The sequence below is a fragment of the Paenibacillus sp. PAMC 26794 genome (assembly GCF_000316035.1).
Classification (GTDB): domain Bacteria; phylum Bacillota; class Bacilli; order Paenibacillales; family Paenibacillaceae; genus Paenibacillus.
In genome coordinates, this window is record NZ_ANHX01000011.1 from 134,588 (window position 1) to 157,811 (window position 23,224).

Genomic DNA, 23,224 nt, shown 5'->3' on the forward strand with positions numbered 1-23,224 from the left:
AGGACCTAAAAAACGATTCAATCGACGAAATAACGTCTCTGTGATTCGTTACATCACAGACTTGTGCAAATCAAAGCGAATAGGGTGTGCCAGGTTCATTAGATTAAAATAACGTTAATAAGGGGTGTCCTCAGTCATGCTCATGACTTATGGCATCCCCTTTTTATGCTCCGTTTGTGTGGATAAGCCCCCGGCTGAGCAACAATGGATTCCCGTATACATTTTGATCGACCTTTTAACAATTCCTCCCTTCTGACCGATATATAATAAGTACATCTATGTAGTCAGAAAGTGAAAGGAGTGCAGAACATGGATATTGCAGCATTATCAATGGCGATGAGCCAAGCTTCAGTAGTTCAGTCGGCAAGCTTGCAAGTGATGTCAATTACGAAAGACATGGCACAGCAGCAAGGCCAGCAGATGGCGGAAATGTTGAAGTCAGTGCCTGCTCCTCATCCCAATCTGGGTGGAAGTCTCGATCTTTCGGTTTAGTTAAAATTACAGCATGTGTCCTCATGTAACACCCATTGCAGCAAGCAAAGCCCAAACAGCTCCAATTCGAATGAATTGAAGCCGTTTGGGTTGTTTTTTTTCAAAATACTCATTCTGAAATTACGATCTTTTTATTACGATCTTCTCAGCGAAACTTTGACAAACTTGGCAATCTGCCTTCAAAGGGCAGTGTATCCTTCAATGTCCATAACTCATCGTAACTGGAAATCTGAAGATCGGCTTTGGACAAGTCCTGATTGCCTGATCCCGGATTACGATATCCGATGCAGCGCATGCCTGCACTTTTGGCGGCCTGAACACCATTGCGTGAGTCCTCGATCACCAGACAATTCGAAGGGGATGCACCAATCATTTCAGCGGTGGTCAGGAAAATATCTGGGTAATGCGAAGCCAGGTCTGAAAGCCATTGCGGATGATATTACTGGAACAGTAGAGGAGATGGATTGTATCATAGTTTTGTGAAGTATGGATTGATTGAGGGGTAAGTGCTTAAAGGATTCACTAACGAACAGCTAATAAAAAGAGAGCAACCTAGTTGCTCTCGAAGCTTTAGTAATCAGACCATGAATATATTTGTCCATTGTAAAAGGTAACGTAGGTATTCCCATAGACCCAAATATCAATAGAACCTAATGAACTAGTTGAGTTACTGGTTCTATTTGGACTCCCCCAAGAAAGTAACACTTGATTAAACGTCATCCCTAATTTGATCTTATGTTGACTAATAAGTTTCCAGACGTTCGAAGACCAGTCTGGGTAATCTTTTTTAGGATCACTGTCATAGAACAACCCTTTGATAAAATCGTTTGGCTGGTCTGTCACAGGCAACTTGAACGTAACCGACTTTCCACTAGCTCTTTTGGCTTTCACAATAACATTATTTTTTTTTATATCAACGGAAAGAATTTTTATTTTTTCTAGATGATAAAGTGGATTTGAAGAAGGTAAGTTATTTTTGTTAGCCCAGTATTCGCCCCCCTTAAAACCTATATGTATGAAATGTTCGTATTCAAAATAATAACAAAAATTCGAAAATCCAATGTCTCCATATATGTATTCTGTAACGGTCTTTCCATTTGCTGATTGTATAGTGACTTCTGTGAGTTGATAAAGTTGCGTCATGCCGACGATCCAGCCAGGTTGATCTAGCGCATAAGAATAAACTTTCTCTCCAAAAACTGAACGAAATGCTTTGGGAACACTAAGGACTCCGTTCATTAATTTCTTAGTCCGTGTTGCTCCATCCTCGTCTCCCCACATAAATGCGACCATTATATAATCTTCATTCCTACCTGAGTAACCGGAAACCTTTAGAAACTTTTCGAATGTTATGTAGGTTATTCCTTTGTACAAAATGGTGTCTTTCTTACTTACTTGTTCTTTTTTTAGTTTGGTTTTGACTTCAAATCCATTTCCTACAGCAATAAGTGAACCGATTTGTTTGAACATTTTGATGGGAATGTAGACGGTATCGTTATCCGCTAGGAATGCTTGATCTTTGGCACTCGCAAGCTTTCCATCAATGAATATAGTGTATTCAATATCACGGTAAGACTCAGCTAAAGGATTACCAGCCGCAAACATGTGAGGCGGAAGTAATACGAACAGTAAACTAAAACTAATAAAAATACAGATTAATCTCTTAAGACTTTTCATTACAGATTCTCCTTTTATTTTTTCACCTTAAAACTATAGCATGAAGCTAACAGCCGTAACAGGTAATTATTTGCTTGATCCGAGTTGTTCAACATTTCCTCCCTTCTGACGGAGATATAATAAGTACATCTATGTAATCAGAAAGTGAAAGGAGTGCAGAACATGGATATTGCAGCATTATCAATGGCGATGAGCCAAGCTTCAGTAGTGCAGTCGGCAAGCTTGCAAGTGATGTCGATTACGAAAGACATGGCACAGCAGCAAGGCCAGCAGATGGCGGAAATGTTGAAGTCAATGCCTGCTCCTCATCCCAATCTGGGTGGAAGTCTCGATCTTTCGGTTTAGTTAAAATTACAGCATGTGTCCTCATGTAACACCCATTGCAGCAAGCAAAGCCCAAACAGCTCCAATTCGAATGAATTGAAGCCGTTTGGGTTGTTTTTTTTCAAAATACTCATTCTGAAATTACGATCTTTTTATTACGATCTTCTCAGCGAAACTTTGACAAGCTTGGCAATCTGCCTTCAAAGGGCAGCGTATCCTTCAATGTCCATAACTCATCGTAACTGGAAATCTGAAGATCGGCTTTGGACAAGTCCTGGTTGCCTGATCCCGGATTGCGATATCCGATGCAGCGCATGCCTGCACTTTTGGCGGCCTGGACACCATTGCGCGAGTCCTCGATCACCAGACAATTCGAAGGAGATGCACCAATCATCTCAGCTGTGGTCAGGAAAATATCGGGTGCCGGCTTGCCGTTTGTAACTTCCTCACCTGTCATTCGCACCTCAAAGTATTGTCCAAGACCGGTCTTGTCCATGATCAAATCAATCAGTGCACGTGGAGAGGAAGAAGCTACAGCTATGGGTACGTGCTGCTCATGCAGCCAGCTTAACCAGCGTTCCACGGAAGGCATTGCCGTTAGATTCGGATGGGCAAGCATGGTTTGCATCACATTATGCTGATGATAAGCAAATATTTCTTCCAGTGTAGCTGTCAGCTGATGTCTGTCCAATACTTGCTGCCACATGGATTCCAGCGTAACTCCTACATAGTTATGATGTTCTTCATCAGTCACCCTGGCTCCAAAATGGGCAAAAGAGCTGCGCTCAATCTCGAAATAAATTGGTTCGCTGTCAATTAGTACACCATCCATGTCAAAAATGACCGCTTGAATGATGTCATCATTGGGCGCTCCCAGTCCGTTAGATTCTTTGTTTGCTGCCATGTTGTATTCCTCCTCCAGGATTTTCATCGTTAACCTTCCGCTTTAGAAACTTGAACCGGTGGATTGCAGTACAACTTTAATGGCATGTGAAGAGGCTTGAAGTGTGCGTCCCTGAATATCGCAGCCAAGTGTGCGGAATGCTTCTTCGTAATCCTCCAACGGGAAGGAGTGGGTGATGATTTTTTTGGCCGGAATAATCCCTTGTTCAATCATATAATGTGCGGTAGCAAATGTCCCCAGAGAATCGATGGAACCAATAATTTTCAGACTACGGTCCACAACTTCCTTGGGATTGAAGGATGTGTTTCCATCTCTCAGACCAACCAGCATCAGGTAACCGCCACTGGCGAGCTGGGAGAGTACTTGTGTACCTACGACACCTGTTGTATCCACAATCATATCGACCTGATGGGTTGCGGGTGACAGTGATTCTATTGCATTTTCGAAGGATGAATGAACTTCCCAACGATCTGGTGCAATGGAACCGGCAATGGCTAAGCGTTCTTCGGAGATGTCGACCAGACAGCCGGTAACACCTTTGGAAGCGAGCGCGTAGCTGTACAGAATGCCAATCGGGCCTGCGCCGAGGATGATCGTTCTGAAATTCGGCAGTAAATGAATCTGATTAATCCCCGTCAGCATGCAGCTGAGCGGTTCCGTCAAAGTTGCTTCTTCATAGCTCACATGATCCTTCAATTTGTACAAAAAACGATCCTCGGTCACATAATAATCTGTAAATGTTCCGTCAGCACTCACACCTGTCTCGGTAACAGACTTGTGTGTGCAATGATTTTGTCTGCCTGTTCTGCACATGTCACATTGTCCGCAATAGTAGGTAGGGTCGATCACAACACGGTCGCCCGGTTGTAATGTCGTTACCGCAGAGCCAATAGCCATGACTTCCCCGGCAGACTCATGACCTAGAATGACAGAAGGAACCGCATGATATTTGCCGCTGACAATACCGAGATCGGTACCACATACACCTGTCGCCCGAATACGAACCAACACCTGATTATCTCTTGTAATTTCCGGGACAGGCCGTTCCTCAAGCGCCACATCCCAAGCCGATTTGTATACCAATGCAAGCATGATATAACCTCCTTGTAATTATATAAAATATAAAAATAGCGATTCATCTTAAAATAGTTTCAGACGAGATAAGAAGTTATTGAAGGGACGAAATCGATTCTGGAGAAGCGAAGCGTTCGCCTCAAAGCTTTCTGAAAGAAAGCTACTTCGGAAGCATATGATATCAATGGATTTTTCCCTTGGGAAAGGGAAATCAAGAAAATCCGTGGATAACAGCGATCATAAGAACGATTCGTAACCGAAACGACCACTTCGAACAGTAGCATTGAAATGTTTTAATGAACGCTGGCGAGCACTGAATCCAGCCGCTCTACAATCTCAACCAGTTCGTCTTCGGTTGTGGTAAGGGAAGGCCGGACCTTAACAACGTTGCCGAAGCCATATCTTGAACTTCTCAAGATCAGATGTTCATCTGTAAAAGCGCGGTCAACAATGGCATTGGTTTTGAGCGTATCCGGTTCATTGCCGTCACCTACGATCTCCAACCCCCACATTAACCCGACACCACGAGATTCACCGATACTTGGGTATTTCATAGTCAATTCATGCAGCAATTCACCCAAAATTTCACCTTTGCGTTTCACCGCATCCAGAAACCCGGGTTCGGATACCACTTCCAAGGTGGATTTGGCAGCGGTTACGGAGATCAGATTACTTCCTGAGGTGAAGGAGTGTTCGTGCTTTTCGAGCACATTCAGCTGGGACTGCATTAATACCGCAGCAACAGGTACGCCGATCCCGCCAAGACCTTTCGCAAGGGTAATCATATCAGGCTGGATATCAAACAGTTCGCTAGCGAACATGGTTCCGGTACGACCGATTCCTGTCTGTACTTCGTCGGCAATAAGAATAATATTGTATTCATCACACAGTTTTCGCAGTCGTTTGAAATATCCGGCAGGAGGGATGATATTGCCGCCATTCCCGAGAATGGGTTCGATAATCATGCAGGCGACTGAGCCGGAACTTGCATATTCTATTGCATCAGAGATGGCTTCAACACATTGATAGGCGCAGTCTCCGCTTGAAGATTTGAAGGGGCAGCGATAACAGTATGGGGCAGGTACATGGACAGCGTTAGCCACAGCCGAATTGGGGAACCGTTTCCGCCGGAAGGCATTTCCCGAAATTCCGGTGGCAAATTGGGTCTGCCCATGATGGGATAGATACAGGCTGATGATGTCTGTCGATTCGGTATACTTCTGTGCAATTTTGGTTGCACATTCGTTGGCAGTTGAACCAGTGATATCCCGCATCCATCCGGCATTAATGTCGTTTGGAGCATATTCGATTAAGTGATCAAGTACTTCATTTACGTACGGTTCGGTGAAGGAGGAAGACATATGCGTCAGATTGCCGACTTGTTCCTGAATTTTGCTGACAACATGTGGGTGATTATAGCCCAGTGACAGATTAAACGTGCCCGACACGCCATCCAGGTATTCAACACCTGAATCGTCAATCAACTTAATCCCTTTTCCGGCTATGAAGCGGTTGTTGGTTAAAGTTTGCATACGATTTCCTCCAATATAATGGTGTACTAGCTCGAACGAAGCTCAACAATCCCGGATGATGCGGGCATCACCTCCCTTAAGAAACGATGTTTACATTTCCTTGCTATGTTGTGCGAGAGCAGTACTTACTGCATTATTTTTTACAGTCCATAGATGAGAGACCATCAATGTGAGCAGCAGGATCAGACAGAATCCGGCCAAGATCCAGATCGTATTCACGACAGGCCATGTGCTCATACTCCATCCAGTCACATACTGCAAGATGGCACCTCCAATACCACCCGATGCAATCAGGATACTGGTTGTCCGCTCGGTCATACCGGGAATCAGAACATTTGCGTAGACCAGTGCGATACAGAACAGCCCCGACATGAACAGACCGGTTCCGAAAATGAGTACATACGTTGCCCACTGTCCAGTTACAAATACCATAGCGGATGTGAACAAAAACGTACCGACTGTACTCCAGATCAGGAAAGGCATATAGTTGACGGCTTCCGCTATTTTCCCGGAGAAAAGACGACCGATGATCATCGCAATCCACAGGATGGAGACACTCAGCGATGCGACAGATTCCTGAAGGTGCAATCGTTCTACGAGAATGGAGGGCAGGAAGTTCATCAATCCTAGTTCCAATCCCATGTAGATGAAAAAGAAGATGACGAAGATCGTCAGCAGACCCAGATGTTTTCTCGAATATTGGGCTTTACCTGCTGTATGTGCCACTGTATTCTCGCCAGCCTGTTCCAGATACAGTGCGGCTGGCCGCGGCATAGTGATCCACAGCAACATGAGAATCAGTGACAACACGGCCACCGTATAAAAAGTAAGATGCCACAGATCCATCCAGATGAATAAAGCAGCGATAGCCGGGATGAGAAGTGCTCCAAGAGCAAAGAAGACATCCAGCTTGGACATGGCTACAGCTTTCTGATTCTCAGTGAATTCGATCGTGAATGCACCTACAGAGGGTTCGATAATACCTGAACCGAAACCTACAATAATCGTGAGAAGAAGAACTACAGTCCAGGATGGCAAAAAACCGAGTAATGTATAGGCGGCTACAATACAGATTAGAGCAAGGGTCAGCATAGCTTTTCTTCCGATACGGGCTGTCAGGGCAGGAGCTACGATTACACCGACAAGAAATCCAAGAAACTGCAGAAATAACAAAAATCCGCCATCACTGTAACCGCGCTCATAATGTGACAATAAAACAGGGAGAAGTGCACCGAGCACAACGCTGGTTATGCCGATTAACAGATAAAAACCGCAGCTTAGAGCGAATATTCTTTTCAAAAGCCCGCCTCCTAGTTGGATAAAAATTTTATATTATGTAATTAATGTTTATTTCATATATAACTTATACCATAAATGCGCAAATGTACATGCTTTTTATTGTAAAATAATGTTAAGTTTTGAAGGTTGAAAATATTTTTCGTGTTATTTTTTTTCTAAAACGATTTCGTGTCGAAAGGATAGATATGATCCAATCCATATGACCTTTTAACAGTGTTTGGCATCTGTATTGATCGAAGATAGTGAAACGTGCATATAAAAAACGTTCCCTGTCTGAGTAGACGGGAAACGTTCTGATTAGCCGTTTTATATGATGATACCTGACCTCAACGTATCGCCTTTAAGCAGTCTGTACAAAGAAAATTCCATCGAATGGTGCGTGCGCAGACGCGGGACCACTTCGCAAAAATAAATAACCGTTTGCATCGGGAAGACCCAATATATCCCTATAAGGCTCAGGAAAATCTCCGGAATATATTTGACACACCAGTTGATGTTCCTCTAGCAAATGGTCAATTCCTTTCACACCGTTTGGTAAAGTGGGAGAGAAAAATGAAAATGCAGGGAACTCTTGATCGTCTAACTCCACTTCAATTAAACGTACGCCGCTTAGCGGAATGGGTGGAACGGGACATACGGAAGTGAGGGGATGCGAAGATACCGAGACATAAGTGCATCCGGCAAGAATATTCTCGTTCCATTCCAGTTCATCTCCCGTATAGGTTACCTGATCCAGAAAGTATTCGGAGGCGGAGTAGGTCGAGAAGACCGATATATATTTATTCGACGGCAAAGAAGGGATATGGATCTGTTGTAAAAGTGTATTGCAATCGATGGAGTACAGATGCAACAAAGGCTGCCCCTCAGGATTGAGCGGCCAGTCGGAAACGTATGCAGTTTCTCCACCAATCCACATGCCAGAGTGTTGGTATGGATCATTGGGGTCAACTGTAAATCGAGTAACTTTGTACATGAGAGACTCCTTTCAGAGTGTATTTTGGCATTCATATATAGCGTTGTATGTGTTTTTATATAACCATTCATTGCTTCGTTTCAGTATAAATGAGATGATGTAGAATGAGAATCAGTACAAGGTACTAACTCTTACATGAAGTAAATGAATGTATCATTAATTCAATGAATCAGCAGATATATTATAGATGAGAAGCGGTGACACATGTTAATTAACAAATACATAAGTGAAACGGGATTCTGCTCCCGCAGGGAAACGAACCGTTTAATTGCGGCCGGACGCATAACGATCAATGGCAGGGTATGTGAAAAAGGGGCGGAAGTTGAACCTCATGATGTGGTACTCATTGATGGCAAGGAAATTCCTCGTAATGACAGCGAACCTGTCTACATTGCTCTGAATAAACCCATTGGTATTGTCTGCACAGCAGCAGAACATGTGGAGGGGAACATCATTCAATATATGAATTATCCTTCTCGCATATTTGCGATAGGCAGGCTGGATAAGGCATCTGAGGGGTTAATTCTGCTTACGAATGACGGAGGCATTGTGAACCAGATGATGCGTTCAGAGCATAATCATGATAAAGAATATGTAGTGACTGTAGACAAACCCGTAACCGACGAATTCGTAAAGTCCATGTCTGAAGGTGTTGAAATTCTGGACGTGGTGACCAAGCCCTGCGAAGTGTATAGGCAAAGTGACAATGTATTTCGTATTATTCTGACACAGGGTCTCAACCTGCAGATCCGCAGAATGTGCAAAGCCTTGGGGTACCGAGTCCTGAAGCTGGAGCGCGTGCGAATTATGAATATTACGCTGGATCAACTGGAGCGGGGGCAATGGCGTCATCTGGAGCAAGAGGAACTGGAGATTCTGCTGTCTCAATTAAATGAGATAAAATGAATGACTTCTGCGCATGTCAACGGTGGTGACACACGATGTCCAGTTATATCAGTGAAAAATGAAGCAAACAACACTAACCCCTATGCGGATTAGTGTTTTTGTTGTTAAGCTTATGTCCTTTTCGCTCTGAAATGTAAGAGCCAAATAGGGTTAAGAACGCACCGAGCACAATCACCCAGGTTATCTGCTCTTGAAGAATCAGTGCAGATGACACAACAGTAATGACAGGCACCAGATAGATATATACACTCGTTTGGATAGCTCCGAGAAGATTCACAGCCCGGTTCCAGGTCACGAAACATAGCGCGGAGGCACCTAGACCGAGGTAGAGAATATTGGAGAGATTGGTCATATTCGTGAAGCGTCCGAGATCCCAATGGAATTCAAACAGGAACAGAGCTGGTATCATGAAGATCAGGCCATAGAAGAATACTTTGCGAGTCGCGCCAATGGTGTGATAACGAAGCTCGCCAATTTTCCGCATTAACACAGAGTAGATCGCCCATACCGCAGGTGCTATGAAAGCAAGCAGATCACCTATCGGATTCAGTTGCAGAATGAAACTGCCGTTTAGTGCGATGAGTAGGATGCCGCTCAAGGCAATCCCGAATCCGATAATAAAGCGGCGAGTTAACTTCTCGCCATCTAAGAAGAAGTGTGCGAGCACGGCAGTGAAGAACGGGGCAATGGAGACAATAACACCCACGTTGGAAGCTGTTGTGTACACCAGAGCAATATTTTCAATGAGAAAATATAACGTCACCCCACATAGTCCTGCTCCGATAAATAACCATTCTTCTTTGAATGAGGCGATCCGCAGTGAACGTGGATAGATCAATAACAGTACCAAATACCCGATCAGGAAACGAAAAAATAGAATCTCCACTGGAGTAAAGTCAATCAGTAGAACCTTCGTCGAGACAAAGGTAGTTCCCCAGATTAGTATAGTAAACAAAGCGAGTAAATGTCCGGTAGAAGCTTTAGTGTTTTGATGACCAAGATGACTTGTCATACGATGTTAGTGGTGGTTCGTTTCAACTCCGAATCATGATTGAAGATACGTCTATATTGCTTGGGTGTCAGGCCAATCAGTTTTTTGAAAAAATTCGTAAAATGGCTCTGGTCACTGAATCCTGTCTGTGCAGCTACTTCAATCGGCAGCAGACCTTGTTCCAGCAGACGTTTGGCTTGATTAATGCGAATTGTTTCCAGGTAACGGTAAGGTGATATCCCTTTCTGGCGAGTGAATAAACGCAGCAGGTGGTACTTGCTCATCTCCGTCAAATCGGCTAACTCATTCAGCGAGATGCTCTCCATGTAATGAGCTTCTATGTAATCACATATGCGTCTGATCTCCAAGGTCACATCCTGTGTGGATACAGGTGGTTCAGCATCCGAATAATCTCGCAGCAATTGATCCAGCAGAAAGAGTAACAATTCTTCTTTGCAGAAATCGGATTGCTCTTCCAGAATCATCTGATGCAGCTCGTGCAGGGAACCCACAAGTTCACTCTGGTAGAGAACGGGGGATGTAAACCGTGGCAAGTAAGCTTGTCCAGTAATCTCTCTCGCATACTCTCGCATAACCTCAGGCTGGACGTTGATACAACGATAATCAAGGGTTCTGCCATCGACTTGTTCGCAGGCATGAGGATCATGTGGATTAAAGACAATCATATCTCCGCTATTCAGAATGTATTCTTCGTTGTTGCAGACGAGGTGTCGTTTGCCTTGCTCAATGAATCCAATGACATAATAGTCATGAAAATGATTGGGAAACTTCTGCATAATGCCTTCAAATTGATAAGCTTCTAGCTGTAAGTCGGTATCAAAAACCACAGTCCGGACTTCCCGAGTCATGATGCACCTTCTTTCTGGTATGTTAAGGTCATTATAGGTTGCAAAGAAGGGATTTTCTTGAACGATATTGCTATTGTTCGAAGTGTTTGATCAGACAGATATCTCTAAAAACAAAATACCCGCAATCCTGGAGGGAAAGCGAGCCCTTTGCTTAGTATAGTTGATTCATGAGTTCAAACCTATATATAGGGGAGAAAAAATCTCTGGGAACAATAAGTAATTGTTCTTAGTGTAACGTAGCGAGTGCTTCAGGTGTAAAAGCTTGAATCTCGGATACGCGTCCTTCACGTATTTTGGCAGCCCATGCCGGATCACCAAGGAGTGCACGTCCCACAGCTACCAGATCAAATTCCTGTTGCTCATATCGCTTCATGAGTTCGCTCATACCTGGATGTGTTGCTTCATCTGCTCCTGCTTCGTTATCGGATGCTTTTATGGAATATGTAACGAAAAGGGTGGACCCGGATGCCCGGTTATCAGCCGAAACCATACAACAGCTTATATATTCATTATGTGATTATCACGTCTCAAGTAATGGATACATCAAAAAATATGAGACAGTTGCACCAATTATTGAAGAGAATATCAAGACACAACTGGAGCAATTCCTTCATGAATTAATGAGTAAAGTAGCGGGGGATGTAGATCCCAAAACGCTGAAAATTACTGCAACCATGCTAAGTTGGTCGATCTATGGAATGACGTATCAATGGAATATTGAAGGCGGGCAGGAATCCCCGGCTGAATTAGCCAACAGAGTGGTCCCCTATATGATGGGTGGATTGGAATTGTTGAATTAACTTTATTTAACGAAATTGCATTAATATTCGAATGGACATAGGAGGAATAACAAGATGTTTGAACATTTGGTTGTTTTTAAATTTAACGATAAAACCACACTAGCCCAACAGCAGGAATGGGTGGATCAATTACTCGCGTTACAGGAACAAATACCGGGGATTGTCGGGCTGACCGCAGGGATCAATGCAACGGAAGAAACGGACCGTATTCAAGGTTATACGATTGGATTGAGAGTGACGTTTGAAGATCAGGAGGCATTACGCGCCTATGGTCCACATCCTGCTCATCAGGCATTTGTAGCTTCCCTGGATGGTTGGGTGGAAGATGTAATTGTAGTTGATTATGCTACTTAAAGGCGCGAAATCAGAGGTTTACGAATATAGGAGTTGAAGATTCCCATGTGTTTGATTTTATTTGCTTACAACATGCATCCAAAATATCCGCTTATATTGGGATCAAATAGGGATGAATTCTATCACAGACCTACGGCTCAAGCGCATTATTGGGAAGACCATCCTCATATATTGGCTGGCCGGGATTTGTCGAAAATGGGAACCTGGATGGGCGTAACCACAGAGGGGCGTCTGGCTGCTGTCACGAATTATCGTGATCCAAATGAAGATGTACATGCCAAAGGCTCAAGAGGCGATCTGGTTGCTGACTTTTTAAAGGGAACGTGCACACCTGAGCAATATATACAACATGCGGAGCAAAGCCGAAATGATTATCCAGGATACAATTTGTTAGTGGGTGATCTTGACGACCTCTATTATTATTCTAATGTGGGTAATGTTGTGATGAAATTGAAACCGGGAATATACGGGATTAGTAATCACTTGATTAATACGGATTGGCCGAAGGTGAAACGTGGAAAAGAAGGGCTGGAGAAAATCGTCCAAGGGGAGGGCGAAGTTACCCTTACAGAAGAAATATTAGGTTTGCTGCAAATGGCAGATCCTTCAGCGGATGAGCTTCTCCCTCATACAGGCATTCCATTGGAGTGGGAACGTTTGTTATCACCCATCTTCGTTAGAAGTGAGAAATTCGACTATGGGACCAGAGCTTCATCCGTTGTTCTGATGAACAGAAAAGAAGTGTTTTTTACGGAGATGGTTCACCAGAACGGAGAGGTAATGGAGCAGCATTTTAACATCAAACCTCTTAACTCGACAAGCTGAGAATATGAAAGAATTCATGTTCTGACATTATGCATTAACATGAATTTACATGAATCACTGAAGTTAAATCCAAAGTTCATGTTCCATTGCTTCTGAGTGTAAAGAGTACTTTTGTTTTTCTGTGTCAACTAATATAACGCGACATCAACGGTTTAAGAGTACCTTTTGTATAACACGCCCAATTTTAGTTGGGCTCTTTATCTCTTATCACAATTCTATGTTATGAATCATGGAACTTCCCTGAATAGTTTATATAATGTGAATCAACATAACATGATTTTGCAGCGGTTCGGTTGATTCTAATTTCAGGGGGGGCAACGTGGGATGAAAGAAACCAAAAAGATGAGAATTTTTTCACTGGGGATTCAGCACGTACTCGCGATGTATGCGGGAGCAATTCTGGTGCCTTTGCTTGTGGGCAGAGCACTAAATCTGACTGCAGAGCAATTGGCATATCTTGTATCCATTGACCTGTTAACGTGTGGGATTGCAACATGGCTTCAGGCTCGGAAAGGGAAGTACTTGGGTATTGGTTTGCCAGCGGTGCTCGGAAGTTCTTTTGTAGCGGTGACACCCATGATTGCGATTGGATCGCAATATGGAATTCCTGCCATATATGGGTCGATCATCGCAGCGGGGTTATTTATCGTCATCTTTGCCGTATTTTTCAGCAAAATCGTCAAATTGTTTCCGCCAGTTGTGATCGGTACAGTGGTAACCATCATCGGTCTTGCGCTGATTCCAACCGGCATTAAAAACATGGCGGGTGGAGCAAACAGCGAGAATTTCGGAAGTTTGGACAATTTGGCGCTTTCCTTTGGTGTATTACTGTTCATTCTAATCCTGAATCGATATGCTCGCGGGTTTGTTAGATCCCTGGCTGTTCTCCTTGGTATTATCGTGGGAACCCTCATCGCAGCCATCATGGGAAAAGTGAATTTAGCCTCTGTACAGGAAGCCTCCTGGTTCCATTTACCTCAACCCTTTTACTTCGGATGGCCTACCTTCGAAATCGGCCCCATTATTACAATGATTATTGTAGGTACGGTGGTTATCATCGAATCAACAGGTGTATTTATGGCTTTGAGCAAAATCTGTGATCAACCGATCAACGAAAACGATCTGGCACGGGGATATCGCGCAGAAGGTCTTGCGTTTGTCCTTGGCGGCATCTTTAATGCTTTTCCATACAATACATTTGCACAGAATGTTGGTTTGGTTCAGCTCTCCAAAGTGAAGACGACCAATGTTGTTGTTGCAGCCGGAGGTATTCTGGTCTTTCTGGGGCTCATTCCGAAAGTAGCTGCTTTTGCAACCATTATTCCAAGTGCTGTCCTCGGAGGAGCGACTGTTGTCCTGTTTGGAATGGTCGTCTCATCCGGGATCAAAATGCTGCAAAACGTCGACTTTGGCAAACAATCCAATCTATTGATCGTGGCTTGCTCCGTTTCACTTGGGCTCGGTGTTACTGCTGTACCCGACCTGTTTGCCCAGCTTCCTCAAAGTATTTGGATTATTGTTAGCGATGGTATTATCACGGGAAGCCTGTCAGCTATCCTGCTTAGTGTCTTCTTTAACCTCGCTTTGAAAAAAAGAGAGCTTGCCAGTACAACCTGTACAGGCTCAGGAAGCACACACTTAATCCTTGTAATAACAGACATGTATTATGGTAGTAAGCGGAATAGATCCAAGATGGTTTTCTGGGAAGTGGAATGTAAGACAATGATTCCACTTGGCAAAGAAACTTCTTGGATTTTTTGGTGCTTACGATTCATGAGGAATGCAAAAGGCATGCAAATATGCTAAAGTTTCATCAAGAACATTTTATATGTTCGTTTAAGTCAACAACCTCTTGAATTGAATTTCCATGCGACTACATAAATGAGCAATGGTTCACAAGGCTAAAATAAAACCAGGGGATACCCCTTGGGTACAGAAAAGGAGTTGTGATCACCATGCAACAAGAAACGTTGAACAAAGGCTGGAATTTGGAGAATAGTTATGCGAAGTTACCGCAACCCTTTTTTACAAGTCAGGGCGCAGTGCCCGTTGAATCACCAAAGCTAATCATTTTTAATAGACTGCTTGCATCCAGCTTGGGACTGGATGTGGAGTCTCTTGACAGTGATGAAGGAGCGGAAATTTTTGTAGGTAACCTGATTCCGGAAGGGGCCGAGCCTTTGGCTCAAGCCTACGCAGGACATCAATTCGGCAATTTTAACATGCTTGGTGATGGACGGGCTTTGCTGCTGGGAGAACAGATTACGCCCCAGGGCGAGCGAGTGGATATCCAGCTGAAAGGTTCAGGAAGAACACCCTACTCTCGTGGAGGGGATGGACGAGCTGCTGTTGGACCCATGTTGCGTGAATATATCATTAGTGAAGCGATGTATGCTCTAGGGATTCCAACGACACGCAGTCTGGCGGTGGTGTCAACAGGAGAAAACATTATCCGCGAAACAGAGCGGCCTGGTGCCGTATTGACCCGGGCGGCTTCCAGTCATATCCGAGTAGCAACCTTCCAGTATGCAGCCAGATGGGGGTCTATCGACGATCTTCGGGCGTTGGCTGATTATACGTTGCATCGACATTTTCCTGATGTTGCTCAAGCTGAGAATCGCTATCTTCTGCTCCTTCAGGAAGTGATTAAACGGCAGGCGGCACTCGTTGCCCAGTGGCAGCGTGTTGGTTTCATTCATGGCGTGATGAACACGGATAACATGGCCATTAGTGGTGAGACCATCGATTATGGTCCGTGCGCCTTTATGGATGTTTACAATCCTTCGACCGTATTCAGCTCCATTGACAGACAAGGTCGCTATGCGTATGGCAATCAACCGTATATTGCTGGGTGGAATTTGGCTCGATTTGCCGAGACACTTCTGCCGTTGTTGCATGAAGATGAAGAACAGGCCGTGCAACTCGCTCAGGATGCCATCGCACAATTTTCTGAATTGTACCATCATCATTGGCTCAAGGGAATGCGTGCCAAACTGGGCTTGTTGGATGAAGAGGCCGAAGATGAAGCCCTGATTAAGGATCTTCTTGAACTCATGGAGAAGCATAGTGCAGATTACACCAATACGTTCCTGGCATTGACCTTTGATATGTTGGAAGAGAAAGCTTTGTTTGGCACGACAGAATTTGCTGAATGGCATGAGCGGTGGCAAGCAAGATTGGACAGACAGCAAGGGGCGAAGGAAGTCTCTCAGGAGTTGATGAGAACGAACAATCCAGCGGTCATCCCCCGCAATCATCGGGTCGAGGAAGCTCTTGAGCGAGCGGAGAACCACGGAGATCTTAGCGTGATGCAGAAGCTTTTGGCAGTTCTTTCAGATCCATTTGAGCACTCACCTGAGCAGGCTGAATATGCCGAACTACCAGCACAATGCAATACTTCGTATCAGACTTTTTGTGGAACCTGATTGAACAGTATGGAATGAAGAGGCTGCCTTCGGCAGCTTTTTCATTTTTTCATTCTGTCATCGATGTTAGTACATCTTTCCCTAGGGAACAGATGCAGAACTATGTTAACCGCTTGTATGAGACTTTTAAATGGGATGGGGTGCCCTATGTAGAGACTGGAGAAGATGCGTATATCGTTCGAATATACGAACGTGGTCTCGTCTCATTGGAGAAACGGGTGAAACAGCCGGATGGAGACATCTATTGGCTGCTGGAAGATATTATTTTCACCGCGACGCATGTAGGGTTGTTGGAAAGACATGGCGTGGATAATAAACAAACGCATTTGAACTATACAAATGAAGTGATGAAGGACCTGAGCATATAGAAAAGTGAGGTGTGTTACGTGAGTGAGCAAGATATTAATGATGTATGGTATGACTATGCTGTGTTATTTGTCGAAAAAAAGAATGAATCTGAACAGGGCTGGACTTCGTTGACTTCGAACGAGCAGGACATTGCAGCTTTATGGTTATTAGAGGCGGATATCTTTAATGGCGGTTTTATACAGTTTTTCTGTAACTGGGGGGAAGAGGTATACCGTTACGCGTTGCGGGCATTACATATCATTGGTGCGACTCAAGTCGTGGAGATTATAACGTCAGCATACGGCTGTATTGAGCACTTGAAAGAGGATGAAAGGCTTACCGAACTGTGGGATATTCCTAAATTCCTGACAAAGGAACAAGAGCAGCAGTTAGATGCGCTGGATCAGCAGTTTTGGAACAATGAGGATCAGATCGCGGAGAAAGCGTATGGTTATTATCACGGAAAATTGAACATGATGATCATATAATCTGGTTTCAACTATGCATCCGTTGTTCTGTTCGAAGATTAATACTTGGTCTTGCAATGACTGAAACGTTCGGCTATACTTGCTATAAATTGAATACATGAATCACGTTGATAGAGCGCAGTAGCGGCTTTGTCCCTGTTACAGAAAGTCAGGGGTTGATGGAACCTGATACATACAAGGGCTGCGAATTACACTCTGGAGTACTTGGGTAATGCCAAGCGGATGGGCAAACGATATATTGCCAAAAGTGGTATGGATAACGTGTTAAGGTCACGTGTTGTCCATGCAATTTGGGTGGTACCACGGTTATAATAATCGTCCCTGTGTCTAATGAAGACAAGGAGGCGATTTTTTTGTGTCCAAAAAAGCCGATCCAGCGTGTAATTTCGTAATTCAACGTAGAATCATGACTGAATCTTGAGGATAGAAAAGGGGTTATACAAATGAATATTATTGATGAATTACAGTGGCGTGACGCCATTAACCAGCAGACGGATGCAGAGGGATTACGTGAATTGACTGAAACGAAGTCCGTTTCTTTGTACTGCGGCGTTGACCCTACGGGGGATAGCATGCATATCGGACATCTCATTCCATTCATGATGCTGAAACGTTTTCAACTGGCAGGACACCGTCCGGTTATTTTGATTGGTGGGGCTACAGGCACGATTGGTGATCCAAGTGGTCGTCAGGCAGAACGTTCTTTGCAAACGATGGAGCAAGTGCAGGAGAATGTCGATGCACTGACAGCGCAGATGAAGAAGTTGTTTGTAACAGACGGTGATAATCAGGTTCGCATGGTGAACAACTACGATTGGACGCACAAAATCAATGTCATTGAATTCTTGCGTGACTACGGCAAAAACTTTAACCTCAATACAATGTTGGCTAAGGATGTAGTTGCGAGCAGACTGGAAGGCGGAATCTCGTTCACCGAGTTTTCCTACCAAATCCTTCAATCACTCGACTACCTGCACCTGTTCCAGAACGAAGATGTACAGCTTCAAATCGGTGGTTCCGATCAATGGGGGAATATCACGAGTGGTCTTGATCTGATTCGTAAAAAAGAAGGATCTGAAGCGAAGGCGTACGGTCTGACCATTCCGCTCATGCTCAAATCCGACGGAACCAAATTCGGTAAAACAGCTGGCGGCGCAATCTGGCTTGATCCAAACAAAACGACACCATTTGAATTCTACCAGTTCTGGGCGAATACAGATGACCGTGATGTGATCAAATACTTGAAATACTTTACCTTCCTGAGCAAAGAAGAAATTGAAGCTTTGGCTGTAAAGGTAGAGACAGAGCCACACAAACGTGAAGCACAGAAAGCACTCGCGGAAGAAATGACAAAATTCGTTCACGGCGAAGAAATGCTCGAACAGGCTAAGCGGATTACAGCAGCGCTGTTTAGTGGAGATATCCGTTCCCTGACGGCGGATGAAATCGAGCAGGGTTTCAAGGAAATGCCAACATTCGAGACGGACGGCGAAGCGAAAAATATCGTCGACTGGCTCGTAGATCTGGGTCTGGAGCCATCCAAGCGCCAGGCGCGTGAGGATGTCACCAAAGGTGCGATATCCATGAATGGCGAGAAAATCACGGAGCTTGAATTCACGGTGTCGGCAGAGCACGCTATTGGCGGTAAATTCATCATTATCCGTAAAGGTAAAAAGAATTACAGCTTGGTTAAACTCCAATCGTAGTGTCTGAGTATTAGAACGTAACACAGAGACGTATAGAGACTGCAATAGACACACAAATAAAACCACAAATACAGAAACAAAAAGACCGCCTTCCATCTCTGTCAGGCGACAGAGGGGAGGCGGTCTTTCGTATAACAGGTCATTGCTTGACGTAGTTTATTGATTAACGATCGCTGTGATCTCTTCATCCAGATCAAGTCGTACATTCTCACGGTACGCCCGGATGTTGTATTCACTGTGCAGGTAACGAAGAATCGCTTCAATCATATTGGACTCCACCAGATATTGACTACGGCCTTGAATCCAAACTTCAGCGGAATAACCTGTATCTTCTTCCCAGCTCAGTTCTACATTCACATCGGTTGGACGTACACCCTTACGTTCTGCCATATGAATACAGATTGCATTCACAATTTCATCCATGCTCAGAACCATAGAGATTAGTACCGTCCGTTTCTGTTACGGTCATCATCACGATCATTGCGACGGTCATAACGACCATCTGCTGCAGGTTTGCGACGATTGGAGATGGCTCTGAAGAGTGCCATAGCCAGCATAACAATCAACATAATTGCTGCAACGTTCACGAGCAATCCAAGGATGTTACCCAGAGCGCCCATGCCACCGAACAATCCGCCGAACATCATACCAGCAAGACCACCAAGCATCATGCCTTTCATGAATCCGCCGCCACCGCCGAAGAATCCACCACCACGAGTTGCAGCTGCACCAGTACCGGATTTATTACCGGAATTGGATTGATTCACGTTACTGTTGGAGTCGGATTTCTTAGGTGTATTGCTATAACTTTTCGTACCAGATTTGAATCCGCCACCACGTCTTGCATCCGCAGAATCCGGATTCGTTACTCCCACTGTTGCGAACAATAATGTAAAGGCCATAAATACCATCATTAGATGTTTAACTCCAAATTTTTTCTTCATTGTAAAGATCGTAACCCCCCGATTAATTTGTTGGAATCACCCAAAAATGGGCTTTACTCATGTAATACGGTCAACTTGCAGGAACGTTTCAAATTTTGATTAAATTTCTGAAACGCTTGGACTTGGGTCTTGAATTGCAGCTTGGCCATCAAGCAATTGGGTAACCCAGTTACACCATTCGAGGCCTGTTTGCGCATGCATTAACCCTTTTTGTACCAGGATGTAGCTTCCAAAATCTCGGTTGCCTACACGAAGATTATCCAGAGGTATACGTGACTTCAAATCCTCGAAATAACGTATGCGTTCCATAAACCAGCTTTTACGCTCATTTAGAATGCGTCTCATGCTTCCGTCTTCCGCTATGCCAACGCACAAAATACGCAAATTAAATTCATCGCGTGTAACCGGTGCGGTAACAGGAGTAATCATCCATTCCAAGAGTTTTTCAATGCCTTTTTCCGTAACTGCGTACATTTTCTTGTCCGGTTTGTCAGACTGTTGTACCCAGCGGGAGGCCAATAACTCATCGTTTTCCATCTTGGACAGGAGTGGGTAGATCTGGCTGTGTTTCGCCTGCCAATGTGGCTGGATTTTCAGCATCAGATCATAGCCCGATGACTCCTCGCGGGTAAGCAGCCCGAGCAATCCGTAGGAAAGTATGTTCATGCACATGTCTCCTTAATATTAGGGCTGGGCCAGAGAAAACAATCAGATAACAATCGATTTCGCTTTCTTTGACCGCTTTCATAAAAGTGTACACTGAAACTGTATGGTTTGACAACCTGACAGAACAACTGCCTTAATTTAGACAAAAAAAGTGCGAACCATAAGGTCCGCACTCCAAACCATTTAGAGAGATTACTGTTGTCCATAGCCCTCAGCGACAAGATCAAGCTGACCTGTGGCAGAATCAATGACCATGCCGTGGACGGGTACATTGGGAGGAAGTAAAGGATGTTTCTTGATCACTTCCACAGTATGCTTTACGCCTTCTTCGACGCTGTCAAACCCACGCAACCACTTTTGCAAACGGATGCCCGAATTCTCCAGGGTAGTCATGACTTCCTCAGATACACCACGCTCAACCATATGTCCAATCATGGTTTCGGCGTGCAGGGAAGCCATACCGCATTCCGTATGCCCCACAACCAGGACTTCATCAGCCTCCAGCTCATAGATGGCGACAAGTACACTACGCATGACAGATCCAAAAGGCTGAGAAATAATTGCGCCAGCGTTTTTAATAATTTTTACATCGCCATTTTTCAAGTTCATGGCCTTGGGCAGCATTTCCACCAGTCGGGTGTCCATACAGGTGATGATGACCATCTTTCTGGTTGGATACTTGCCTGCCGTATACTTTTCGTATTCTTTGGTCTCGACAAATGTTTTGTTGTAAGCCAAAATCTCTTGAATGTTGTTCATGTCCATTGCCTCCTGTTATCCAATACGACGAGCACGGCCACTTGCATTTGATGCAGCTTGTCCTACGCGCCTTTGCGTTAATAGTATTTCACGGTCAGCAGATGGCATTAATCCAACCCTTTTAGAGGTTGTTCAAAAAGTCCACTTTTGATTACGAATCATGCCTGAGGGCATCATCAGCATCGAATTTGAACTCCATTTCTATCTTCTCGGTAATGAAAACCAGACTTTTTGAACACGTATCTTTAGGAGAATAATGCAATTTTCATCTGTTAAAAGTTGATTATACGCAATGCAAAAAGTATCATCAATAGGGTATAACATTTTTTTTGAAGAGGTGAACGATAACAATGGATAAACAAACACAGGAACATTTGGAATCCTTCCGCAATCTGGCTCGTAAAATTAAGAGCTATCATGAAGCCATTGGTTTGCTTCACTGGGATCTGCGCACAGGTGCGCCGAAAAAAGGCGTTCCGACCCGTTCGGAGACGCTGGGTATGTTGTCCACCGAAGCATTCAAGCTGCAAACCTCGGCTGACATGAAGACTTACCTGGATGCATTAACTACTCCAGCGGTATTGGAACAGCTCGAAGATATAGATCGTCGTCTGGTTGAAGATTGCAAGAAAGAATATGATCGCAGTCAATCTGTACCGCCTGAGAAAGTACAAGCATATACCGTGCTCACGGCCAAGTCCGAAACCGCATGGGAAGATGCCAAGCATAACAGTGATTTTGCAGGATTCTCACCTTATCTGACAGATATCGTTAAGCTCAAACAAGAGTTTATTGATTATTGGGGTGTGAAGGATACGCGTTATGATACGTTGCTTGATATGTACGAGCCGGATCTGACTGTGGAGAAAGTGGATGCTGTATTTGCCCGCCTCAAAGCACGTTTGGTGCCCCTGCAAGAGAAGATCAATGCTTCGGAAAACAAGCCAAATACAGAGTTCTTGAATCAGTTATTTGACACCGAACAGCAGGAAAAGTTCAGTCTGTTCATCTTGGAACAAATGGGTTATGACTTTGAAGCTGGACGATTGGACGAGAGTGTTCATCCTTTTGCAACGGGCCTTAACCCGGGTGATGTGCGGATCACAACACATTATCTGCAAGATGATGTAGCAAGCGCAGTCTTCAGTTCACTGCATGAGGGCGGACATGCCCTGTACGAGCAAAATATTGATGACAGTCTGGAGGGTACCCTGCTTGCCGAAGGAACGTCCATGGGGATTCATGAGTCCCAGTCTCGTCTTTGGGAGAACATGATTGGTCGCAGCCTACCATTCTGGACACGTTATTACAAAGATTTGCAGCAGCATTTCCCACAACTGAGTGAGGTTGAACTGGAAGATTTCTATCGTGCAATCAACCGGGTGGAGAGTTCACTCATTCGGATTGAAGCGGATGAACTGACCTATAACCTGCACATTATTATCCGATATGAGATTGAGAAAATGTTATTCAACGATGGCTTAGAAGTGAAAGACCTGCCAGAGACCTGGAATGCAAAATACAAGGAATACCTCGGTATTATGCCAACGAATGATGGAGACGGCGTTCTTCAGGATGTTCACTGGTCTGGTGGTGACTTTGGTTACTTTGCTTCGTATTCTCTGGGTAATATGTATGCAGCTCAAATTCTACATACATTGCGCAAGGAAATGCCGGAGTTTGATACCCTTATTGCCGAAGGTAATCTGATTCCAATTAAGGAATGGCTTACAGACAAGATCTATCGATATGGCAAAAGTCGTACACCTTCGGAATTGATTGTTGCCGTAACGGGTGAAGAATTGAACCCGGATTATCTGGCCGATTATCTGGAAGCCAAATACGCCGAGATTTACAAGCTGTAGGTA

The 23,224-nt window shown here is 44.3% G+C and carries 24 protein-coding genes, 2 pseudogenes and 1 other annotated feature; of the genes and pseudogenes, 12 read left to right on the plus strand and 14 right to left on the minus strand.

Features of this window, described 5'->3' with window-relative positions:
- Positions 1-309: 309 nt before the first annotated feature.
- Complete coding sequence (locus D829_RS0105665) at positions 310-492, plus strand: YjfB family protein (protein WP_017687882.1); 183 nt, start codon at positions 310-312, stop codon at positions 490-492.
- Positions 493-637: 145 nt separating this feature from the next.
- Here the strand turns inward: D829_RS0105665 and D829_RS0105670 are convergent.
- Both D829_RS0105670 and D829_RS0105675 read right to left on the minus strand, forming a co-directional pair.
- A pseudogene (locus D829_RS0105670) lies at positions 638-892 on the minus strand (HAD-IA family hydrolase); the annotation flags it as partial.
- A 170-nt stretch (positions 893-1,062) separates the two neighbouring features.
- The gene (locus D829_RS0105675) at positions 1,063-2,169 is read right to left on the minus strand and encodes a hypothetical protein (protein WP_017687884.1); all 1,107 of its coding nucleotides are present in this window, start codon (positions 2,167-2,169) and stop codon (positions 1,063-1,065) included.
- Positions 2,170-2,331: 162 nt separating this feature from the next.
- Here D829_RS0105675 and D829_RS0105680 point away from each other — a divergent pair, with 162 nt between their 5' ends.
- The gene (locus D829_RS0105680; protein ID WP_017687885.1) at positions 2,332-2,514 is read left to right on the plus strand and encodes a YjfB family protein; all 183 of its coding nucleotides are present in this window, start codon (positions 2,332-2,334) and stop codon (positions 2,512-2,514) included.
- Between the two features lie 145 nt (positions 2,515-2,659).
- Here the strand turns inward: D829_RS0105680 and D829_RS0105685 are convergent, their stop codons facing one another.
- The 5 genes from D829_RS0105685 to D829_RS0105705 form a co-directional block, all read right to left on the minus strand.
- Positions 2,660-3,397, minus strand: a complete 738-nt coding sequence (locus D829_RS0105685; protein WP_017687886.1) for an HAD family hydrolase — start codon at positions 3,395-3,397, stop codon at positions 2,660-2,662.
- A 42-nt stretch (positions 3,398-3,439) separates the two neighbouring features.
- On the minus strand, positions 3,440-4,489 hold the full coding sequence (locus tag D829_RS0105690; RefSeq protein ID WP_017687887.1) for an alcohol dehydrogenase catalytic domain-containing protein: 1,050 nt from the start codon (positions 4,487-4,489) through the stop codon (positions 3,440-3,442).
- Between the two features lie 275 nt (positions 4,490-4,764).
- Complete coding sequence (locus D829_RS0105695) at positions 4,765-6,003, minus strand: aspartate aminotransferase family protein (protein WP_017687888.1); 1,239 nt, start codon at positions 6,001-6,003, stop codon at positions 4,765-4,767.
- Positions 6,004-6,093: 90 nt separating this feature from the next.
- Entirely contained in the window at positions 6,094-7,302 is a 1,209-nt protein-coding gene (locus D829_RS0105700; protein ID WP_017687889.1) for an MFS transporter, read from the minus strand.
- A 340-nt stretch (positions 7,303-7,642) separates the two neighbouring features.
- Positions 7,643-8,275: a hypothetical protein gene (locus D829_RS0105705; protein WP_017687890.1), complete on the minus strand. Its 633-nt coding sequence runs from the start codon at positions 8,273-8,275 to the stop codon at positions 7,643-7,645.
- A 204-nt stretch (positions 8,276-8,479) separates the two neighbouring features.
- Here D829_RS0105705 and D829_RS0105710 point away from each other — a divergent pair, with 204 nt between their 5' ends.
- Positions 8,480-9,181 (plus strand): pseudouridine synthase, encoded by a 702-nt coding sequence (locus D829_RS0105710; RefSeq protein WP_017687891.1) that lies wholly within the window; start codon positions 8,480-8,482, stop codon positions 9,179-9,181.
- Between the two features lie 73 nt (positions 9,182-9,254).
- Here D829_RS0105710 and D829_RS0105715 read toward each other — a convergent pair whose 3' ends face one another.
- From D829_RS0105715 to D829_RS33340, 3 genes and pseudogenes are all read right to left on the minus strand, one after another.
- Complete coding sequence (locus tag D829_RS0105715; protein WP_017687892.1) at positions 9,255-10,193, minus strand: DMT family transporter; 939 nt, start codon at positions 10,191-10,193, stop codon at positions 9,255-9,257.
- Complete coding sequence (locus tag D829_RS0105720) at positions 10,190-11,041, minus strand: AraC family transcriptional regulator (RefSeq protein ID WP_017687893.1); 852 nt, start codon at positions 11,039-11,041, stop codon at positions 10,190-10,192. The genes D829_RS0105715 and D829_RS0105720 overlap by 4 nt, the downstream gene beginning before the upstream one ends.
- A 226-nt stretch (positions 11,042-11,267) precedes the next feature.
- Positions 11,268-11,417 (minus strand): annotated as a pseudogene (locus D829_RS33340) (12-oxophytodienoate reductase); the annotation flags it as partial.
- 58 nt (positions 11,418-11,475) lie between these two features.
- Here D829_RS33340 and D829_RS0105730 point away from each other — a divergent pair.
- The 8 genes from D829_RS0105730 (at position 11,476) to tyrS (ending at position 18,987) form a co-directional block, all read left to right on the plus strand.
- Positions 11,476-11,841 carry a hypothetical protein gene (locus tag D829_RS0105730; RefSeq protein WP_017687895.1) on the plus strand — a complete coding sequence of 122 codons (366 nt, stop codon included), beginning with the start codon at positions 11,476-11,478 and terminating at the stop codon, positions 11,839-11,841.
- Between the two features lie 54 nt (positions 11,842-11,895).
- A complete protein-coding gene (locus tag D829_RS0105735) occupies positions 11,896-12,195 on the plus strand; it encodes a Dabb family protein (protein WP_017687896.1) in 300 nt (99 codons plus the stop codon).
- 45 nt (positions 12,196-12,240) lie between these two features.
- Positions 12,241-13,020, plus strand: coding sequence for an NRDE family protein (locus tag D829_RS30475; RefSeq protein WP_017687897.1), 780 nt, complete (start codon positions 12,241-12,243; stop codon positions 13,018-13,020).
- Between the two features lie 324 nt (positions 13,021-13,344).
- Positions 13,345-14,826 (plus strand): nucleobase:cation symporter-2 family protein, encoded by a 1,482-nt coding sequence (locus D829_RS0105745; RefSeq protein ID WP_017687898.1) that lies wholly within the window; start codon positions 13,345-13,347, stop codon positions 14,824-14,826.
- A gap of 149 nt (positions 14,827-14,975) precedes the next feature.
- On the plus strand, positions 14,976-16,445 hold the full coding sequence (locus D829_RS0105750; RefSeq protein WP_017687899.1) for a protein adenylyltransferase SelO: 1,470 nt from the start codon (positions 14,976-14,978) through the stop codon (positions 16,443-16,445).
- Between the two features lie 92 nt (positions 16,446-16,537).
- Positions 16,538-16,813 carry an Imm63 family immunity protein gene (locus D829_RS32330; RefSeq protein ID WP_017687900.1) on the plus strand — a complete coding sequence of 92 codons (276 nt, stop codon included), beginning with the start codon at positions 16,538-16,540 and terminating at the stop codon, positions 16,811-16,813.
- Positions 16,814-16,831: 18 nt separating this feature from the next.
- Entirely contained in the window at positions 16,832-17,281 is a 450-nt protein-coding gene (locus tag D829_RS0105760; protein ID WP_017687901.1) for a DUF4375 domain-containing protein, read from the plus strand.
- A gap of 98 nt (positions 17,282-17,379) precedes the next feature.
- Positions 17,380-17,607, plus strand: a binding site (T-box leader).
- Positions 17,608-17,724: 117 nt separating this feature from the next.
- Positions 17,725-18,987 (plus strand): tyrosine--tRNA ligase, encoded by a 1,263-nt coding sequence (tyrS, locus tag D829_RS0105765; protein ID WP_017687902.1) that lies wholly within the window; start codon positions 17,725-17,727, stop codon positions 18,985-18,987.
- 156 nt (positions 18,988-19,143) lie between these two features.
- On the opposite strand, the gene D829_RS0105770 is transcribed toward tyrS, so the two are convergent.
- The 4 genes from D829_RS0105770 to D829_RS0105785 form a co-directional block, all read right to left on the minus strand.
- Positions 19,144-19,422 carry a YxcD family protein gene (locus D829_RS0105770; RefSeq protein WP_017687903.1) on the minus strand — a complete coding sequence of 93 codons (279 nt, stop codon included), beginning with the start codon at positions 19,420-19,422 and terminating at the stop codon, positions 19,144-19,146.
- A 5-nt stretch (positions 19,423-19,427) separates the two neighbouring features.
- Positions 19,428-19,931: a hypothetical protein gene (locus tag D829_RS0105775; RefSeq protein WP_026081018.1), complete on the minus strand. Its 504-nt coding sequence runs from the start codon at positions 19,929-19,931 to the stop codon at positions 19,428-19,430.
- Positions 19,932-20,030: 99 nt separating this feature from the next.
- Entirely contained in the window at positions 20,031-20,597 is a 567-nt protein-coding gene (locus tag D829_RS0105780; protein WP_017687905.1) for a PadR family transcriptional regulator, read from the minus strand.
- Between the two features lie 192 nt (positions 20,598-20,789).
- Positions 20,790-21,356 carry a carbonic anhydrase gene (locus D829_RS0105785; protein ID WP_017687906.1) on the minus strand — a complete coding sequence of 189 codons (567 nt, stop codon included), beginning with the start codon at positions 21,354-21,356 and terminating at the stop codon, positions 20,790-20,792.
- 350 nt (positions 21,357-21,706) lie between these two features.
- On the opposite strand from D829_RS0105785, the gene D829_RS0105790 reads away from it, so the two are divergent.
- The gene (locus D829_RS0105790) at positions 21,707-23,221 is read left to right on the plus strand and encodes a carboxypeptidase M32 (protein WP_017687907.1); all 1,515 of its coding nucleotides are present in this window, start codon (positions 21,707-21,709) and stop codon (positions 23,219-23,221) included.
- Positions 23,222-23,224 lie beyond the last annotated feature (3 nt).

Bases quoted from the DNA above. Each gene is read 5' to 3' on its own strand.
- D829_RS0105735 (WP_017687896.1), top strand. From the start codon at position 11,896: ATGTTTGAACATTTGGTTGTTTTTAAATTTAACGATAAAACCACACTA.
- D829_RS0105785 (WP_017687906.1), bottom strand. From the start codon at position 21,356: ATGAACAACATTCAAGAGATTTTGGCTTACAACAAAACATTTGTCGAG.
- D829_RS0105770 (WP_017687903.1), bottom strand. From the start codon at position 19,422: ATGGTTCTGAGCATGGATGAAATTGTGAATGCAATCTGTATTCATATG.
- D829_RS0105710 (WP_017687891.1), top strand. From the start codon at position 8,480: ATGTTAATTAACAAATACATAAGTGAAACGGGATTCTGCTCCCGCAGG.
- D829_RS0105775 (WP_026081018.1), bottom strand. From the start codon at position 19,931: ATGAAGAAAAAATTTGGAGTTAAACATCTAATGATGGTATTTATGGCC.
- D829_RS32330 (WP_017687900.1), top strand. From the start codon at position 16,538: ATGCAGAACTATGTTAACCGCTTGTATGAGACTTTTAAATGGGATGGG.
- D829_RS0105750 (WP_017687899.1), top strand. From the start codon at position 14,976: ATGCAACAAGAAACGTTGAACAAAGGCTGGAATTTGGAGAATAGTTAT.
- D829_RS0105680 (WP_017687885.1), top strand. From the start codon at position 2,332: ATGGATATTGCAGCATTATCAATGGCGATGAGCCAAGCTTCAGTAGTG.
- D829_RS30475 (WP_017687897.1), top strand. From the start codon at position 12,241: ATGTGTTTGATTTTATTTGCTTACAACATGCATCCAAAATATCCGCTT.
- tyrS (WP_017687902.1), top strand. From the start codon at position 17,725: ATGAATATTATTGATGAATTACAGTGGCGTGACGCCATTAACCAGCAG.
- D829_RS0105730 (WP_017687895.1), top strand. From the start codon at position 11,476: ATGGAATATGTAACGAAAAGGGTGGACCCGGATGCCCGGTTATCAGCC.
- D829_RS0105690 (WP_017687887.1), bottom strand. From the start codon at position 4,489: ATGCTTGCATTGGTATACAAATCGGCTTGGGATGTGGCGCTTGAGGAA.
- D829_RS0105675 (WP_017687884.1), bottom strand. From the start codon at position 2,169: ATGAAAAGTCTTAAGAGATTAATCTGTATTTTTATTAGTTTTAGTTTA.
- D829_RS0105745 (WP_017687898.1), top strand. From the start codon at position 13,345: ATGAAAGAAACCAAAAAGATGAGAATTTTTTCACTGGGGATTCAGCAC.
- D829_RS0105720 (WP_017687893.1), bottom strand. From the start codon at position 11,041: ATGACTCGGGAAGTCCGGACTGTGGTTTTTGATACCGACTTACAGCTA.
- D829_RS0105665 (WP_017687882.1), top strand. From the start codon at position 310: ATGGATATTGCAGCATTATCAATGGCGATGAGCCAAGCTTCAGTAGTT.
- D829_RS0105695 (WP_017687888.1), bottom strand. From the start codon at position 6,003: ATGCAAACTTTAACCAACAACCGCTTCATAGCCGGAAAAGGGATTAAG.
- D829_RS0105780 (WP_017687905.1), bottom strand. From the start codon at position 20,597: ATGAACATACTTTCCTACGGATTGCTCGGGCTGCTTACCCGCGAGGAG.
- D829_RS0105705 (WP_017687890.1), bottom strand. From the start codon at position 8,275: ATGTACAAAGTTACTCGATTTACAGTTGACCCCAATGATCCATACCAA.
- D829_RS0105715 (WP_017687892.1), bottom strand. From the start codon at position 10,193: ATGACAAGTCATCTTGGTCATCAAAACACTAAAGCTTCTACCGGACAT.
- D829_RS0105685 (WP_017687886.1), bottom strand. From the start codon at position 3,397: ATGGCAGCAAACAAAGAATCTAACGGACTGGGAGCGCCCAATGATGAC.
- D829_RS0105790 (WP_017687907.1), top strand. From the start codon at position 21,707: ATGGATAAACAAACACAGGAACATTTGGAATCCTTCCGCAATCTGGCT.